This is a genomic window from Enterobacter cloacae complex sp. GYL001 (assembly GCF_049237125.1).
Lineage (GTDB): Bacteria > Pseudomonadota > Gammaproteobacteria > Enterobacterales > Enterobacteriaceae > Enterobacter > Enterobacter hormaechei_C.
Genome location: NZ_JBMKGW010000011.1, coordinates 85,835 through 103,052 on the forward strand (window position 1 = coordinate 85,835; position 17,218 = coordinate 103,052).

At 55.2% G+C, this 17,218-nt stretch carries 18 protein-coding genes; 10 read left to right on the top strand and 8 right to left on the bottom strand.

The features are described from left to right. The first annotated feature begins 37 nt into the window (after window positions 1-37). A complete protein-coding gene (gene ppiC, locus ACOTWU_RS18100; protein WP_006812396.1) occupies window positions 38-319 on the top strand; it encodes a peptidylprolyl isomerase PpiC in 282 nt (93 codons plus the stop codon). A gap of 54 nt (window positions 320-373) precedes the next feature. On the opposite strand, the gene cysE is transcribed toward ppiC, so the two are convergent. From cysE to ACOTWU_RS18125, 5 genes are all read right to left on the bottom strand, one after another. Then, window positions 374-1,195 (bottom strand): serine O-acetyltransferase, encoded by an 822-nt coding sequence (gene cysE, locus ACOTWU_RS18105; RefSeq protein ID WP_022646641.1) that lies wholly within the window; start codon window positions 1,193-1,195, stop codon window positions 374-376. Window positions 1,196-1,270: 75 nt separating this feature from the next. Beyond that, entirely contained in the window at window positions 1,271-2,290 is a 1,020-nt protein-coding gene (gene gpsA / locus ACOTWU_RS18110) for an NAD(P)H-dependent glycerol-3-phosphate dehydrogenase (protein WP_006812398.1), read from the bottom strand. After that, window positions 2,290-2,757 (bottom strand): protein-export chaperone SecB, encoded by a 468-nt coding sequence (secB, locus tag ACOTWU_RS18115; protein WP_014168079.1) that lies wholly within the window; start codon window positions 2,755-2,757, stop codon window positions 2,290-2,292. Before secB ends, gpsA begins: the two co-directional genes overlap by 1 nt. A gap of 31 nt (window positions 2,758-2,788) precedes the next feature. After that, on the bottom strand, window positions 2,789-3,040 hold the full coding sequence (gene grxC, locus ACOTWU_RS18120) for a glutaredoxin 3 (RefSeq protein ID WP_003860837.1): 252 nt from the start codon (window positions 3,038-3,040) through the stop codon (window positions 2,789-2,791). Window positions 3,041-3,051: 11 nt separating this feature from the next. Then, a complete protein-coding gene (locus ACOTWU_RS18125) occupies window positions 3,052-3,483 on the bottom strand; it encodes a rhodanese-like domain-containing protein (protein WP_017383604.1) in 432 nt (143 codons plus the stop codon). Window positions 3,484-3,731: 248 nt separating this feature from the next. Here ACOTWU_RS18125 and gpmM point away from each other — a divergent pair, with 248 nt between their 5' ends. The 3 genes from gpmM to ACOTWU_RS18140 are packed head-to-tail and all read left to right on the top strand — an operon-like array spanning window position 3,732 to window position 7,505. Next, window positions 3,732-5,276, top strand: coding sequence for a 2,3-bisphosphoglycerate-independent phosphoglycerate mutase (gpmM, locus tag ACOTWU_RS18130; RefSeq protein WP_126499007.1), 1,545 nt, complete (start codon window positions 3,732-3,734; stop codon window positions 5,274-5,276). Window positions 5,277-5,309: 33 nt separating this feature from the next. Further along, window positions 5,310-6,569: a murein hydrolase activator EnvC gene (envC, locus tag ACOTWU_RS18135; protein ID WP_026094345.1), complete on the top strand. Its 1,260-nt coding sequence runs from the start codon at window positions 5,310-5,312 to the stop codon at window positions 6,567-6,569. Between the two features lie 3 nt (window positions 6,570-6,572). Continuing rightward, entirely contained in the window at window positions 6,573-7,505 is a 933-nt protein-coding gene (locus tag ACOTWU_RS18140) for a divergent polysaccharide deacetylase family protein (protein WP_045142438.1), read from the top strand. An 11-nt stretch (window positions 7,506-7,516) separates the two neighbouring features. On the opposite strand, the gene ACOTWU_RS18145 is transcribed toward ACOTWU_RS18140, so the two are convergent. After that, on the bottom strand, window positions 7,517-8,317 hold the full coding sequence (locus ACOTWU_RS18145; RefSeq protein WP_126499005.1) for a glycosyltransferase family 2 protein: 801 nt from the start codon (window positions 8,315-8,317) through the stop codon (window positions 7,517-7,519). 206 nt (window positions 8,318-8,523) lie between these two features. On the opposite strand from ACOTWU_RS18145, the gene ACOTWU_RS18150 reads away from it, so the two are divergent. Together ACOTWU_RS18150 and ACOTWU_RS18155 are read left to right on the top strand one after the other, a co-directional pair. Next, entirely contained in the window at window positions 8,524-9,729 is a 1,206-nt protein-coding gene (locus tag ACOTWU_RS18150; protein WP_047737347.1) for a glycosyltransferase, read from the top strand. Window positions 9,730-9,744: 15 nt separating this feature from the next. Then, entirely contained in the window at window positions 9,745-10,659 is a 915-nt protein-coding gene (locus ACOTWU_RS18155; RefSeq protein WP_015570028.1) for a hypothetical protein, read from the top strand. A 26-nt stretch (window positions 10,660-10,685) separates the two neighbouring features. Here ACOTWU_RS18155 and tdh read toward each other — a convergent pair whose 3' ends face one another. Then, on the bottom strand, window positions 10,686-11,714 hold the full coding sequence (tdh, locus tag ACOTWU_RS18160; RefSeq protein ID WP_017383610.1) for an L-threonine 3-dehydrogenase: 1,029 nt from the start codon (window positions 11,712-11,714) through the stop codon (window positions 10,686-10,688). A gap of 9 nt (window positions 11,715-11,723) precedes the next feature. Beyond that, complete coding sequence (kbl, locus tag ACOTWU_RS18165; RefSeq protein WP_015570030.1) at window positions 11,724-12,920, bottom strand: glycine C-acetyltransferase; 1,197 nt, start codon at window positions 12,918-12,920, stop codon at window positions 11,724-11,726. 213 nt (window positions 12,921-13,133) lie between these two features. Here kbl and rfaD point away from each other — a divergent pair, with 213 nt between their 5' ends. Genes rfaD through ACOTWU_RS18185 form a run of 4 tightly spaced genes read left to right on the top strand, consistent with a single transcriptional unit; the run spans window position 13,134 to window position 17,215 of the window. Further along, complete coding sequence (gene rfaD / locus ACOTWU_RS18170; RefSeq protein WP_003860858.1) at window positions 13,134-14,066, top strand: ADP-glyceromanno-heptose 6-epimerase; 933 nt, start codon at window positions 13,134-13,136, stop codon at window positions 14,064-14,066. 2 nt (window positions 14,067-14,068) lie between these two features. After that, window positions 14,069-15,115, top strand: coding sequence for an ADP-heptose--LPS heptosyltransferase RfaF (gene rfaF / locus ACOTWU_RS18175; protein ID WP_015570031.1), 1,047 nt, complete (start codon window positions 14,069-14,071; stop codon window positions 15,113-15,115). 3 nt (window positions 15,116-15,118) lie between these two features. Next, the gene (rfaC, locus tag ACOTWU_RS18180) at window positions 15,119-16,102 is read left to right on the top strand and encodes a lipopolysaccharide heptosyltransferase RfaC (protein WP_039269342.1); all 984 of its coding nucleotides are present in this window, start codon (window positions 15,119-15,121) and stop codon (window positions 16,100-16,102) included. Window positions 16,103-16,105: 3 nt separating this feature from the next. Further along, window positions 16,106-17,215: a glycosyltransferase family 9 protein gene (locus ACOTWU_RS18185; RefSeq protein ID WP_017693958.1), complete on the top strand. Its 1,110-nt coding sequence runs from the start codon at window positions 16,106-16,108 to the stop codon at window positions 17,213-17,215. Window positions 17,216-17,218 lie beyond the last annotated feature (3 nt).

Consider the following 17,218-nt stretch of genomic DNA (forward strand, 5'->3'; position numbering starts at 1 on the left):
TATACCGATCGTAAACTAGTCGACTCAAGGCACGATCATGGCAAAAACAGCAGCAGCACTGCATATCCTTGTTAAAGAAGAGAAACTGGCACAGGATCTGCTCGAACAGATTAAAAACGGCGCCGACTTCGGCAAACTGGCGAAGAAACACTCGATTTGCCCGTCAGGCAAACGCGGTGGTGACTTAGGCGAGTTCCGCCAGGGCCAGATGGTCCCGGCGTTTGATAAAGTGGTCTTCTCCTGCCCGGTGCTGGAGCCAACTGGCCCTCTGCACACACAATTCGGCTATCACATTATCAAAGTGTTATACCGCAACTAATCAAAAGCCCGGTGCATTGACTCACCGGGCTTTTTTATTTAGGTGTTCCGGCGTTCAGATACCGTCGCCGTATTCGAAGGTGTGATGAATACCGTTGAAGTGCTGATCCATATCCATCGACGGCTTATCGCTGTCTGGCTTACCGACGATGCGCGCCGGGACGCCAGCGGCGGTGGTGTGCGGCGGTACAGGCTGGAGCACAACCGACCCCGCGCCAATCTTCGCGCCGCGTCCGACTTCAATATTGCCGAGGATTTTAGCGCCCGCGCCAATCATCACCCCTTCACGAATTTTCGGATGGCGATCGCCGCTGGTTTTACCGGTACCGCCCAGCGTAACGGATTGCAGGATCGACACGTCATCTTCGATCACCGCCGTTTCACCAACAACAATGCCGGTGGCGTGATCGAGCATGATCCCGCGGCCAATTTTCGCCGCCGGGTGAATATCGACCTGGAAGGTCACGGAAACCTGGTTTTGCAGGAAGATGGCCAGCGCGCGGCGTCCCTCATTCCATAACCAGTGGCCGATGCGGTACGCCTGTAAGGCGTGGAAGCCTTTGAGATACAGCAGCGGCGTGGAGTATTTATCCACCGCCGGGTCTCGCGTGCGCACAGCCTGGATGTCGCAGGCGGCAGAAGCAATCATCTCCGGATCTGCGGCGTAGGCCTCTTCCACCACCTCGCGAATCGCAATAGCAGGCATGATAGGGGAAGCCAGTTTATTGGCGAGCATATAGCTCAGGGCGCTGCCGAGATTTTCGTGCTTAAGTAGCGTCGCGTGATAGAAACTGGCCAGCATGGGCTCACAGTCGGCCAACGCTCGGGCTTCGGCTTTAATATTATTCCAGACGATATCCAGTTCTTCACACGGCATTGCTTGCTCCAGACGATAGTTAATGACCAGCCAGTTCTGCGCTGGCTGGGTCATTCAGGTGACGATACTTCCCGGCTAATTGCTGCTGCGCTCGTCCTTGCGCGCACGACCTAATAAGGTCAATGCTGCCTCGCGCGCATTTTTTCCGCAATACAATACCTGATAAATTTCCTCGGTTATTGGCATTTCAACACCGAAACGGTGCGCCAGTTCGCGAACTTCTTTGGTATTGCGATAGCCTTCAACCACCTGACCAATCTTCTCCTGCGCGCTTTTTACATCGCTGCCCTGTCCGAGCATCATGCCAAAGCGGCGGTTACGGGACTGGTTATCGGTGCAGGTCAGCACCAGGTCGCCCAGCCCTGCCATTCCCATAAAGGTGGCCGGATCGGCACCCAGCGCTTCGCCCAGGCGGGACATTTCGGTCAGGCCACGGGTGATCAGCGCAGTACGCGCATTCGCGCCGAAACCGATGCCGTCAGACATCCCGGCCCCGATGGCAATGACGTTCTTCACCGCGCCGCCCAGCTGCACGCCGATAAAATCGGGGTTGCTGTACACGCGGAAGCTTTTGCCGCAGTGCAGCAGTTGCTGAAGATCGTCGGAAAATGCCTGGTCGGTGGACGCCAGCGAAATCGCCGTCGGCAAGCCCGCAGCCAGCTCTTTGGCAAACGTCGGCCCGGAGATCACCGCCAGCGGGATCGCTGTTCCCAGCGCTTCGCGGGCAACGTCCTGCAACAGACGTCCGGTTTCCGCTTCCAGCCCCTTCGTCGCCCACACAATACGCGCATCCGCACGCATCAGCGGCTTAATCTGACGCAAGACTTCGCCAAACACATGGCTTGGCACCACAATCAAAATATTGCGGCTGGCCGCCAGCGCGGTCGCGAGGTCGCTTTCCAGATACAGGGAGTCAGGGAACGGAACGTCCGGGAGAAACGCCACATTGCAGCGGTCGTGTTGCAACGTCGCGATATGTTTTGGATCGTGGCCCCACAGGACCACGTCGTGACCATTTCTTGCCAGGGTGATGGCAAGAGCGGTGCCGTAAGAGCCGGCACCGATCACAGTCATTGACGCATTAACAGTGCTCATCAGGCATCCTGATGTTGTTCGGTACCTTCGCCAGCCTGCTGCTGTAGATAGTTCATGAACAGCGCATCAAAGTTTACTGGCGCAAGGTTCAGTTGCGGGAATGTACCGCGAGAAACCAGGCTGGTGATGCATTCACGGGCATACGGGAACAGGATGTTCGGGCAGTATGCACCCAGGCAATGCGCCATCTGGTTGCCTTCGATGCCGCCGATGGAGAAGATACCGCCCTGCTGAACTTCGCACAGGAATGCGGTTTCTTCGCCCAGAGAGGCGGTCACGGTGACACGCAGTACGACTTCATACACATCATCCGCCAGCTGGGTGGATGCGGTATCCAGATCAAGTTTAACCTCTGGCTGCCAGTCTTTCTGGAAAACGTGCGGCGCATTTGGCGCTTCGAAAGAGACATCCTTGGTGTAGATGCGCTGGATCTGGAAAGTCATCTCGGTGTTGTTTTGTTCTGACATGGAAAAACCCTTTTTAATTGTCCTAAAGTCTCTAGCTCAGCAGCGGATCGAGTCCGCCACGAGCGTCGAGCGCATACAAGTCATCACAGCCGCCAATGTGCTGCGCATCAATAAAAATCTGTGGAACCGTTGTGCGACCACTGCGTTGGATCATCTCTTCGCGTTTAATCGCGTCACCATCGATCGGCAGTTCCTTGAACGTTACGCCTTTGCTGGACAGCAGCGCTTTCGCTCGGTGGCAGAACGGGCACGTTGCTTTGGTGTAGATCTCAATATTGGCCATCACTTAACTCCTTATTTACCGCGCACTAAAGGAAGATTCTCCCCGCTCCAGCCGGAGATGCCTTCTTTCAGCACCGTTACGTTTTCAAAGCCTGCTTTATGCAGTGCGCTGGCAGATTCCTGCGCCTGCATGCCAGTGCCGTCAACAACAATAATCGGCTGGGCTTTATGCTTCTCCAGCTCACCAATGTTGTTCGCTTTAATTTCCGCTGGCAGCAGGTTGATAGCACCTGCGATGTGGCCCTTGCGGAAATCGTCGCGCTGACGCAGATCGACAACCACGGCGTCCTCTTTGTTGATCAGACGTGTCGCTTCACCGCGGGTGATCACCTTAATTTTAGACGTCAGTCCCTTAAATGTGGTGAACAGTACAGCGACCAGCAGGCCAATCCACGCGATGCTCAGAACCGGGTGGCGGCTAACGAATTGCATAATTTCTTGCATGGGGGGTAACAACTCCCGACTAAGTGATTAAAAAAACCAGGACAGGAGTATACCTGTGCGCTGTGGCAAATACAGCCAGCGACATAAAGCTAATCTATTTTCTGCGGCATGCCACGTAAAAAAAGCCTCAAAATGGCCTGAGAACAGCATTGCCCCCGCGCTTTCTTTGATCTTCTGCGGCTATTTTATCGATTCAGCTGTAGTAAAATTACGCAAATTTTTTGTCTCTTGAGCATGAGGTTGTCGCAATGTCGGTTTCTAAAAAACCTATGGTACTGGTGATTCTGGATGGCTATGGCTACCGTGAAGATCAACAGGATAACGCCATTTTCAACGCCAAAACCCCGGTTATGGATGCGCTATGGGCAAAACGTCCCCACACCCTGATTGATGCGTCTGGCCTGGAAGTGGGTCTGCCGGATCGTCAGATGGGCAACTCTGAAGTGGGTCACGTTAACCTGGGTGCGGGCCGTATCGTTTACCAGGACCTGACGCGCCTGGACGTTGAAATCAAAGAACGTACATTCTTTGCCAACCCAACGCTCACCGGAGCGGTTGATAAAGCCGTTGCCGCAGGCAAGGCCGTTCACATTATGGGTCTGCTCTCTGCGGGCGGCGTTCACAGCCACGAAGATCACATCATGGCGATGGTAGAACTGGCCGCTGAGCGCGGTGCGGAAAAAATCTATCTGCACGCCTTCCTGGATGGTCGCGATACGCCGCCACGCAGCGCAAAAGGTTCTCTTAAAGCGTTTGAAGATAAATTTGCCGCACTGGGCAAAGGCCGCGTGGCGTCCATCGTTGGCCGTTACTATGCCATGGACCGCGACAACCGCTGGGACCGCGTTGAGCAAGCCTATGATCTGCTGACCCTGGCAAAAGGTGAGTTCCAGTTCCCGACCGCCGTTGAAGGCCTGGAAGCGGCTTACGCGCGTGATGAAAACGACGAATTTGTGAAGGCAACCGTGATCCGCGCTGAAGGCCAGGCCGATGCCGCCATGGAAGATGGCGATGCGCTGATCTTCATGAACTTCCGTGCTGACCGCGCGCGCGAAATCACCCGCGCCTTCGTCAACAGCGATTTCGACGGTTTCGCCCGTAAGAAAGTGGCGAAGATCGATTTCATCCAGTTGACCGAGTATGCAGCGGATATCAAAGCCCCATGCGCGTATCCACCCGCTTCCCTGGAAAATACTTTCGGCGAGTGGATGGCGAAAAACGATAAAACGCAGTTGCGCATCTCCGAAACTGAGAAGTATGCGCACGTGACCTTCTTCTTTAACGGCGGCGTAGAAGAGCCGTTTAAAGGCGAAGACCGCATCCTGATTAACTCGCCGAAAGTCGCCACTTACGATCTCCAGCCAGAAATGAGCTCTGCGGAGCTGACCGAAAAACTGGTGGCCGCGATCGAAAGCGGTAAATACGACACCATCATCTGTAACTATCCGAATGGCGACATGGTGGGCCACACCGGCGTGATGGAAGCAGCCGTTAAAGCGGTTGAAGCGCTGGACTACTGCGTTGAGCAGGTTGCGAAAGCGGTTGAATCCGTGGGCGGCCAGCTGCTGATCACCGCTGACCACGGTAACGCAGAACAGATGCGTGACCCGGCAACCGGTCAGGCGCATACCGCCCATACCAACCTGCCTGTTCCACTGATTTATGTGGGTGATAAATCAGTGAAAGCTGTGGAAGGCGGCAAGCTTTCCGACATCGCGCCAACCATGTTGTCGCTGATGGGTATGGAAATCCCTGAAGAGATGACTGGCAAGCCGCTGTTCATCGTGGAATAATCGCTCCCCATGAGGGGAAAGGCGATTTTTTCAATCACATGGGTCGTGAAGCCGCTTCGGTTATCAGTCAGACCTCTGCTTTGCGCCAGCGCACTCAGCGCTGGCGTATTGCTGTGCGCCGCATCCGCCCACGCGGATGACCGCGATCAGCTTAAATCCATTCAGGCCGATATCGCCGCCAAAGAGCGTGCGGTACGTCAGCAGCAACAGCAGCGCGCCACCCTGCTCGCCCAGCTTAAAAAGCAGGAAGAGGCCATTTCCGCCGCCGCGCGTAAGCTGCGTGAAACACAAAACACCCTTGCCCAGCTCAATAAGCAAATCGATGAAATGAACGCGTCGATTGCGAAACTGGAGCGTCAGCGCGATGCCCAGGAGCGGAACCTTGCTGCACAGCTTGATGCTGCTTTCCGTCAGGGTGAGCACACAGGCCTTCAGTTGATCCTCAGCGGTGAAGAGAGCCAGCGTGGTCAGCGTTTACAGGCCTATTTCGGCTATCTTAACCAGGCGCGTCAGGAGACCATTGCGCAGCTGAAACAGACGCGCGAAGAAGTCACCACGCAAAAAGCCGAGCTGGAAGAGAAACAGAGCCAGCAGCAAACGCTGCTCTACGATCAGCAGGCGCAGCAGGAGAAGCTTGAGCAGGCCCGCAATGAGCGTAAGAAGACGCTCGCCGGGCTGGAGTCCTCTATCCAGGCAGGACAAAGCCAGCTGAGCGAAATGCGCGCCAACGAATCCAGACTGCGTAACAGCATTGCCCGGGCAGAAGCCGCGGCCAAAGCGCGCGCCGAAAAAGAAGCGCGCGAAGCGCAGGCGGTGCGTAATAAGCAGCAGGAAGCCTCCCGGAAAGGCACCACCTACAAACCGACTGAAAATGAACGTTCCCTGATGTCGCGTACCGGCGGCCTCGGCTCCCCGCGTGGTCAGGCTTACTGGCCCGTTCGCGGTACGATCCTGCATCGCTATGGCGAACAGTTGCAGGGTGAGCTACGTTGGAAGGGGATCGTTATCGGAGCGTCTGAAGGTAGCGAAGTGAAAGCCATCGCCGATGGCCGCGTGATCCTGGCCGACTGGCTACAGGGTTATGGGCTCGTGGTGGTGGTTGAACACGGTAAAGGCGATATGAGTCTTTACGGCTACAACCAGAGCGCGCTGGTCAGCGTTGGCACCCAGGTGCGCGCGGGTCAACCCATTGCCCTTGTGGGCAGCAGTGGCGGTCAGGGCCGCCCGTCACTCTATTTCGAAATTCGTCGTCAGGGTCAGGCGGTCAATCCACAGCCGTGGTTGGGAAGATAGGTTTTGCTTCAATTTCGTCGAATTGTTGTTTCCGTAGTCAGCGCACTGGCGCTGGCTGCACCGGTTTATGCAGGCAAACTCGCGATTGTGATTGATGACTTCGGTTATCGACCACACTATGAAAATCAGGTGCTGGCGATGCCGTCAGCCATCTCTGTCGCCGTCCTGCCTAATGCGCCTCACGCGCATGAAATGGCGACCAAAGCGCACAATGGCGGCCATCAGGTCCTCATCCATCTGCCGATGGCCCCCCTCAGCAAGCAGCCGTTGGAAAAAGATACCCTGCGCCCGGACATGAGCAGCGACGAGATCGATCGCATCATCCGCGATGCGTACAATAAAGTGCCGTATGCCGTGGGTCTGAATAACCATATGGGCAGCGCGATGACCTCCAGCCTGTACGGTATGCTGAAAGTGATGCAGGCGCTGGAGCGTTACAATCTCTATTTCCTCGACAGCATGACCATCGGCAACAGCCAGGCGATGCGTGCCGCTCAGGGAACGGGTGTAAAAGTCATCAAGCGCAAAGTATTCCTGGACGACTCCCAGAACGAAGCGGATATCCGCGTGCAGTTCAACCGCGCGGTACAGCTGGCGCGCCGTAACGGTTCGGCGATTGCCATTGGGCATCCGCATCCGTCTACCGTTCGCGTTTTGCAGCAAATGTTGTCGGGCTTACCCGCCGATATTACGCTGGTGCGTCCGAGCGATCTGCTCAATGAACCTCAGGTGGATACTTCTCGTCCGGGTAGCGCGCAACCACCCGCAACGCAGCCGCGTAATCCATTCCGCGGCGTGAAGAACTGCACGCTGAAACAGCCGCCTGAACCGGTCTATGCAACCCGCTTCTTCTCGGTGATTGGCGAAAGCATCAGCAGCAGTACACTGGTTAAATACGTCCAGCAACAGTGGCAGGGTTGGGGAAAAAAAGCCTGATCGGCTAACGCCTATTCTGCCAGATAAGAGTCCGACTGCTCTTTTGCAACGGACTCTCTCTTTTCCCGATCCTGATACCAGGCCTTGAAATACTTCAAAAAACTGTACGCCGTGGCATAAAACCCTGTCACCACACCTACTTTGCCCTGACGCCAGGCACCGCTAAACAGATACCATTTGAAAAATGCGCCGATAGCGCTGATCGCGCCGCGACCAAGAGAGGGACGTATCGTCTGATATTGAACCAGGCGAGTGGTATATCCGTTTAATTTATTAAAAAGTTCATGCAGCGAATGAAACGTCTCATGTCTGACATAACCTGGAATACGTTCAGAACGGAGAAAACCTTCAACCTGATCGTCTACTGGCCGGTTATTAAATCGCGACTGCGTACGGTTAAAAAGACGCACCGGATAATCCGGTGATGAGACGGGATAAATCGTTCGGACATTTTCTCCCAAAACAAACCAGTGATGACATATCCGCCACGCCATATCCAGTTCGGGTTCATCGCCCATTTTTAATTCTAAAATAGCATCAACGGTTTCTTGATCGAGTATTTCGTCACTGTCCATGCACAGCACCCAGTCGTTATGCGCATGGGATACGGCATGGTTCATCTGCTCGCCGTGCCAGCTATATTTTTTGAATATGGGCGACAATCCATAACTCTGGCAAATATATATCGTCGAGTCTGTACTTCCGGAATCCACTATAACGAATTCATCTGCTATTTTTAAAAGAGGAGGAATAACATCGTGCAACGTTCTTTCGGAGTTAAACGTTAATAAGCAGACCGTTATTTTAAACATATTTTCACTCTCTCAATAACAACATAAAATTTTTGCACTCATACTATCGAATTGAGAAGAGGCGATTAAAGTCTTAAATCGCACTTTTAAAATAAGCGTGTTTAAAACCTTTGCTTATAAAAAGGCAAATGAATACAAAAAATCTATTTTATTTCAGTAAATTCTTTATAATGCGGTCAGATGAAGGGTAGCATACGGATTCAGACATGCCGCAAAAACGTAAAATCCTCCTCCTGGACACGGGCAAAGAATGGGGGGGAGGTACCAACAGTATGCTTGAGCTTCTGAAGCGAATCAACCGCGACAAATTCGACATTACCTGTTGTTTTTACAGGGATTATAGTCGTGCTGAAGGTCAAACGATTGGCCAGGTGCTCAATAGCATTAGGATCCCGCTACTCGTTATCCCTCAACGTAAGCAACCGGCATGGGCAAAACTACTGAAAGAAGCGGGACGTGGTCTGCTGTTTTTCTCGCGTTCAGCGCGCAAAGCTTTTACGCGGCATATCGATACCCTGTGGCGCATTCGCCCCAACGTCAGCAAGATCGAGACCATTTTCAGGGAAGGTGGATTCGATACGCTGTATATGAACAACCAGCCAGGCTCTAACGAAGAAGGGTATCTGGCGGGCGCAAACCTGCATGCGCGGATAATCCAGCACTGCCGGATTGAACCGGTGCTGACCCCGCCGCTGGTGAAGCTGGTCAATGCCCATGCCACAAAAATCATCGCCGTCTCGCACGGCGTTGAACGCGTGTTGCTTCAGCATGGCGTCCGGCCAGCGCTGTGTACCACGGTCAACAATGCTATCGACATCCACCAGCCTTTGCCCGACCGACGCGCGATGCGCCAGCGCCTGAACATTGATGACGACACGTTTGTGTTCGGCAGCATTGGCTCGCTAATCCCTCGCAAAGCCAACCACCATACGCTGGAGGCGCTGGCACAGTTCAGCCAGAGGCACCCGCAGGCAAAATGGAAGATGGTGTTGGTCGGTGAAGGGGCGGAGCGCGGCGCACTGGCGGCACAGGCTGACGCGCTGGGTATTGCTGAGCACGTCATTTTTACCGGTTTCCAGAACACGCCTTTTGACTATCTCGCCACCTTTGACGCATTTATTCTGGCCTCGAAGAGCGAAGGCCTGCCGCGCGTCGTGCTGGAGGCGATGCTGCTGAATATTCCCGTGATTGGTTCAAAGGTGACCGGCACGGCAGAATTGATCGATCATGAGTCGACCGGCCTGCTGTTTCCCTGGAGCGACGTGTCGCAACTTGCTCAACATCTGGATAATATCTGGCAGGATCCTGCTCTGCGCGCCCGGCTCGCCGCTGCCGCACACCAGAATGTCTGCAACATGTATGCCATTGAAAGCTATGTTAACGGTGTCGAGGCCGTTCTTGGCGCGCAATAACCAAACGAGAAGAACATGTTTAAATTCCTGAATGCTCGCTACCGCCACATTACCGGGCGTCATAACATTCCTTACGCTTCCCTTCCGGTCACGCGCGATCTCGTTGCGGTGGATTCCATTGTGATCCCGTGTACGGGCGCGGATTTCGTCGAAGAGGCGTTATTGTCAGCGACCTTTGCAGAGCGTTATGCCACCGACGTCAGCGAGATTGTTATCGTCAGCGATCAGCCTGAATCCGCTTTCGGCGAGCTGCCGCCAAAAACCCGCGTTGTTACCCTCACGCTTCCAAAACGTGAAGAAGGTTACCGCTATAAGCAGATCTACCTCAGTCGTCTGGTGAAGCTTAACGCTCCGTTGCAGGCGCGCGGTGAAGGTGTGCTGATGATCGACTCCGATCTCAACCTGCTTAAAATGCCAGAGATCAACATGGCGGATATGCACATCTACTCCAGCTTCCGTCAGGGCAAAATGATTGCCAAGCTGGACGGCGCGCCAGCGGAGAAAGTGCCGGCATATTACAAAGAAACGGTGCGTCCGTATCTGGTCGATCACGTTAACGGCGCGTTTCTTGCCGCCACCAAAAAGACCTGGCGCCGTATCTGCCCGCTGTGGCTGACGCTGTTCCAGGATACCTGGGAGCTGATGGACGACACGCAGCCGCCGACCGATCAGCTGCCGCTCGCTGCGCTGCTGGACATGCTGGATGTAAAAACGGTTAACCTGGGCGACTGGATGAACTGGCCGGTCTCCAAGAAGATCGGCGGTCAGGAAGCCGTTGTGCCGAAAGAGGTGATTGGCGCGCACGGTGGTTTCCCGCTTTCCGAATGGCAGAAGTATCTGGAATCGCCGGATAACAAACTGCTGTTCAAAGGCCAGGATTACACCCGCAAGGTGCGTTACCTGACGGACGAAGAGAAAAAGAATCAGTAAAAAAGGGGCCGCTGGCCCCTTTTTAATTACTTATCCCAGCTCAGGATCACTTTCCCTGACTGGCCGGACCGCATTGCGTCAAAGCCCTGCTGGAACTCATCGATGGAGAAACGGTGAGTGATAATCGGGGACAGATCCAGACCGGACTGGATCAGCGCGGCCATCTTGTACCAGGTTTCGAACATCTCACGGCCATAGATGCCCTTAATGAACAGCCCCTTGAAGATGACTTTGTTCCAGTCAATGGACATATCTGACGGCGGAATACCCAGCATCGCGATACGGCCACCGTGGTTCATGGTGTCGAGCATGGTGCGGAACGCCGGTGGCGCGCCGGACATCTCCAGACCCACGTCAAAGCCTTCGGTCATGCCCAGCTCTTCCATCACATCGGTCAGGCTCTCTTTCGAGACATCCACCGCGCGGGTGACGCCCATTTTGCGCGCCAGCGACAGGCGGTATTCGTTCACGTCGGTGATCACCACGTTGCGCGCACCCACATGCTTCGCCACGGCTGCCGCCATAATGCCGATGGGGCCCGCGCCGGAAACCAGCACGTCTTCACCCACCAGGTCGAAGGAGAGCGCCGTGTGTACCGCGTTGCCGAACGGGTCGAAGATGGAGGCCAGATCGTCAGAGATATTGTCCGGGATTTTGAAGGCGTTAAACGCCGGGATCACCAGGTATTCCGCGAAGCAGCCCGGACGGTTCACGCCCACGCCGACGGTGTTGCGGCACAGGTGGGTACGCCCACCGCGACAGTTACGGCAGTGACCGCAGGTAATGTGGCCTTCACCGGAGACGCGATCGCCAATGTTGAAGCCTTTTACTTCCTGGCCGATACCCACCACTTCGCCGACATATTCGTGACCGACAACCATCGGTACCGGAATGGTTTTCTGCGACCACTGGTCCCAGTTGTAGATGTGAACGTCAGTACCGCAGATGGCGGTTTTACGAATTTTGATCAGCAGATCGTTATGACCGACTTCCGGCTCCGGCACGTCGGTCATCCAAATCCCTTCTTCCGCTTTCAGTTTGGATAACGCTTTCATCATACGTCCTCAGGCAATGACGCCCAGCTGTTTGCCGATGCGGGTAAAGGCTTCCACCGCACGTTCAATTTGTTCAGGCGAGTGCGCCGCAGACATCTGGGTGCGGATACGCGCCTGACCTTTTGGTACCACCGGGAAGAAGAACCCGGTCACGTAAATCCCTTCTTTCTGAAGCTCACGAGCAAATTTCTGCGCGACAACCGCGTCGCCCAGCATCACCGGAATGATCGCGTGATCGGCACCGGCCAGGGTGAATCCTGCGGCACTCATTTTTTCGCGGAACAGGCGGGCGTTAGCCCACAGGCGGTCGCGCAGCTCAGCTCCGGATTCCACCATCTCCAGCACTTTAATGGAGGCAGCCACAATCGCCGGCGCCAGGGAGTTGGAGAACAGATACGGGCGGGATCGCTGGCGCAGCCACTCGACCACCTCTTTACGCGCGGCGGTGTAGCCGCCAGACGCGCCGCCGAGCGCTTTGCCCAGCGTACCGGTGATGATATCCACGCGGCCCATTACGTCGCAGTATTCGTGGGAGCCACGACCGTTTTCGCCGACAAAACCGACCGCGTGAGAGTCATCCACCATCACCAGCGCGTCGTATTTATCCGCCAGATCGCACACGCCCTTCAGGTTGGCGATCACACCGTCCATGGAGAACACGCCGTCGGTGGCGATCAGGACGTGGCGAGCCCCCGCTTCACGGGCCTCTTTCAGGCGCGCTTCCAGCTCCACCATGTCGTTGTTGGCGTAGCGGAAACGCTTCGCTTTGCACAGGCGTACGCCGTCGATGATGGAGGCGTGGTTCAGGGCGTCGGAGATAATCGCGTCTTCTGCGCCGAGCAGGGTCTCAAACAGACCGCCGTTGGCGTCGAAGCAGGAGGAGTACAGAATCGCGTCTTCCATTCCGAGGAAGTTCGCCAGCTTTTGCTCAAGCTGCTTGTGGCTGTCCTGCGTACCGCAGATAAAGCGAACGGAGGCCATACCGAAACCGTGGGTGTCCATGCCGTTTTTCGCCGCGGCAATTAGCTCAGGGTGATTCGCAAGACCTAAATAGTTGTTCGCGCAAAAGTTGATCACATGGCTGCCGTCGGCAACGGTGATGTCCGCCTGCTGGGCAGACGTGATAATACGCTCTTCTTTGAACAACCCTTCCGCACGTGCGGTATCGAGGTCGCTGTTTAACTGTTTGTAAAAATCACCACGCATTGCAATTCTCCAGACTCGGCAAATTTTGGCACATATTACCCAAACCAATAGTTCATGACGAGATGACGCAGTATCTCTTCTCGTTTTTGCAGCATAAATCACGCGTACCCCTGCTGCATATCGGTGAATGGCTGAAGCCTGAGCATTGTGATGATATGATAAAGAGATTAGCGTTCGGGATATTCCCCGACTCATACTTCAAAGGTTACAGTTATGATCATCGTTACTGGCGGCGCGGGCTTTATCGGCAGCAATATTGTTAAGGCCCTCAATGACAAAGGCATCACCGACATTCTGGTGGTGGACAACCTGAAAGACGGCACCAAGTTCGTGAACCTGGTGGATCTGAACATCGCTGACTACATGGATAAAGAAGACTTCCTTATCCAGATTATGGCGGGTGAAGAGTTCGGCGAGATCGAAGCCATCTTCCACGAAGGTGCGTGCTCCTCCACCACCGAGTGGGACGGCAAGTACATGATGGATAACAACTATCAGTACTCCAAAGAGCTCCTGCACTACTGCCTGGAGCGTGAAATTCCGTTCCTGTACGCCTCTTCCGCGGCAACTTACGGTGGGCGCACTTCAGATTTCATCGAATCCCGCGAATATGAGCAGCCGCTGAACGTTTACGGTTACTCCAAGTTCCTGTTTGATGAGTACGTACGTCAGATCCTGCCAGAAGCGAACTCGCAGATTGTCGGCTTCCGCTACTTCAACGTCTACGGGCCGCGCGAAGGCCACAAAGGCAGCATGGCGAGCGTGGCGTTCCACCTGAACACCCAATTAAATAACGGCGAAAGCCCGAAACTGTTCGAAGGCAGCGACGGCTTCAAGCGTGACTTCGTCTACGTGGGCGATGTGGCGGCAGTAAACCTGTGGTTCCTGGAAAATGGCGTGTCCGGCATTTTCAACCTGGGCACCGGCCGCGCGGAATCCTTCCAGGCGGTGGCAGACGCGACGCTGGCGTACCATAAGAAAGGCAGCATCGAGTACATTCCGTTCCCGGATAAGCTGAAAGGCCGCTACCAGGCATTCACCCAGGCGGACCTGACTAACCTGCGCGCCGCAGGCTACGACAAGCCGTTCAAGACCGTTGCCGAAGGCGTAACGGAATATATGGCCTGGCTGAACCGCGACGCATAAGCATGAAAATTCTGGTGATCGGCCCGTCATGGGTGGGCGACATGATGATGTCGCAAAGTCTCTATCGCACGCTCAAGGCGCGTTATCCCCAGGCGATAATCGACGTGATGGCACCCGCATGGTGCCGTCCGCTGTTATCGCGTATGCCGGAAGTGAACGAGGCGATCCCGATGCCGCTCGGACACGGGGCGCTGGAAATCGGTGAACGCCGCAAACTCGGCCACAGCCTGCGCGAGAAACGCTATGACCGCGCGTACGTGCTGCCTAACTCCTTCAAATCCGCCCTTGTGCCCTTCTTTGCGGGCATCCCGCACCGTACCGGCTGGCGCGGTGAAATGCGCTACGGCCTGCTGAACGACGCCCGGGTGCTGGATAAAGAGGCCTGGCCGCTGATGGTGGAGCGCTACGTGGCGCTGGCCTACGACAAAGGCGTGATGCGCAGCGCGAAAGATCTGCCGCAGCCGCTGCTGTGGCCGCAGCTCCAGGTAAGCGATGGGGAGAAATCCCACACCTGCAACGCATTTGGCATTTCGTCCGAACGCCCGATGATTGGGTTTTGCCCTGGCGCAGAATTCGGTCCGGCAAAACGCTGGCCGCACTATCACTATGCAGAGCTGGCGAAACAGCTTATCGACGAAGGCTATCAGATTGTGCTGTTTGGCTCGGCGAAAGATCATGAGGCGGGCAATGAAATTCTCGCCACGCTGAGCACCGAGCAACAGGCATGGTGCCGCAACCTGGCCGGGGAAACGCAACTCGAGCAGGCGGTTATCCTGATTGCCGCCTGTAAGGCCGTGGTCAGTAACGACTCTGGCCTGATGCACGTCGCCGCCGCGCTGGATCGTCCCTTGGTCGCGCTGTATGGCCCAAGCAGCCCGGACTTTACGCCGCCGCTGTCGCACAAGGCGCGCGTGATCCGTTTGATCACCGGCTACCACAAGGTGCGCAAAGGCGATGCCGCAGAAGGTTACCATCAGAGCCTGATCGACATTACCCCGCAGCGTGTTCTCGAAGAACTCAACGCACTGCTGTTGAGTGAAGAAGGATAACGGATGCGGGTATTGATCGTTAAAACCTCCTCAATGGGTGATGTTCTGCATACGCTGCCGTCGCTGACGGACGCCATGCGGGCCATTCCCGGCATCCGTTTTGACTGGGTGGTGGAAGAAGGCTTCGCGCAGATCCCCACCTGGCATGAAGCGGTTGATCGCGTGATCCCGGTGGCCATTCGCCGCTGGCGCAAAGCGTGGTTCTCCGCACCGATTAAAGCCGAACGCAAAGCCTTCCGCGAAGCGGTGCAGGCCCGGCGTTACGACGCGATCGTCGACGCCCAGGGGCTAGTGAAAAGCGCCGCGCTGGTCACGCGTCTGGCGCACGGCGTAAAGCACGGCATGGACTGGCAAACCGCCCGCGAACCGCTGGCGAGCCTGTTCTATAACCGTCGCCACCATATTGCGAAGCAGCAGCACGCCGTGGAACGTACCCGTGAGCTGTTCGCTAAGAGTCTCGGCTATGCAAAACCCGACCTCCAGGGTGACTACGCCATCGCACAGCATTTTCTGCGCGAAACGGACAAGGATAGCGCGCCCTATCTGGTCTTCCTGCATGCCACAACGCGCGACGATAAGCACTGGCCGGAAACGCACTGGAGAAGGCTGATTGAACTAATGCAACCTTGCGGTATCCATATTAAACTCCCGTGGGGCGCTGAACATGAGCGGCAGCGAGCGGAACGTCTGGCAGCAGGTTTTTCCCACGTCGAGGTGTTACCCAAACTCACGCTGGCGCAGGTTGCCGCACAGCTGGCGGGCGCTAACGCCGTCGTTTCTGTGGATACAGGGTTAAGCCATTTAACCGCCGCACTGGATCGTCCTAATATCACGATTTTCGGCCCGACCGATCCGGGGTTGATCGGGGGTTACGGTAAAAACCAGCATCAGATGGTCAGCCCTACGCAACAAACGAAGGATATTAGCGCAGATGCTATTTTTTCATTTTTACAGGGCAGCCATCGGCTTTCCAACAGGGATATTTAACCCATGAGTTATGTATTTCTGCTGATTTTACTCTTTCCGGTGAAACTCATCCGGAAGCTGTTTCGAAAGGACACGGGCAAGAACCTTGTCATTCAGACAGCCAAAATCGGTGACTTTATTAATGCGACGCCTCTTCTGGCATATCTGCAAAAAAGCGATGTGTTGATCAGTCGCAGCGTTGGCGCGCTGGCGAAGCATGATGAGACTATTGAGCAGATCTATTTTATTGAGCAGCATAAGCGCAACCTGTGGCGTAAACTGTGCTTCGCGTGCAGGATCATGAACCGCTACGACAACGTCTACCTGCTACAGCCCAACAGCGTGAACCTCTTTTTTGCCGCCGTCTGCAATGCCAAAAACAAACAGTTTTTAAGCATTTACACGCGCAGGTGGTATCACGGGATTTTCTATCTCGCAGCCGACGGCACCGTTGAGCATGGCAAAAAAACGCTTTCGGTGACGAACTACCTGAAACTGGCCGACCGCTCGCTCACGTGGCAAGACTCTCCCAAGCACGCCACAAAGCCACTCTTCAAGCCGACGACCTGGCCGGCCATTCTTGATAAACCTGGCGTTATCCGCATCGGCATCAGTATTGCGGCGGGCAATAAAGCCAAAACCGTCCCTCCGGTTATCTGGAAGCGGATTGTTGATCAACTCGCTGATTTACCCTGCGAGTTTTATGTCTTCGGCGCGCCAAACGAACAGTCGTGGATGGACGATATCACCCGTCTTTACGGTGACATCCCCAATTTTATCAATCTTATTGGCAAAATTTCGCTGGAAGAGCTTCCCTGGGCCATTTCTAAGATGGACTGCTATATCGCGTCTGACTCGGGGAATGTCTACATCGCAGACGCCGTCGGCGTGCCGGTGGTCCTGCTGTTTGGACCGTGTTGTCACTATGAACAGCGTCCGCTTGGCAATGTGATGCTGATCGGGAATGACGATAACATTTGTTCTTATGTGTTTGAAACGCGCTATTACTTCCCGCAAGAGCGGGAAGCGCTATTCTCTGTCACTGACTCCGCGTTACACGATCTTCAGCAGTTTATCCGTACATTACCAAAAGCCCGCTCACTGGCTAGCGCTACCGACGCTCAAGGAAACTAATTT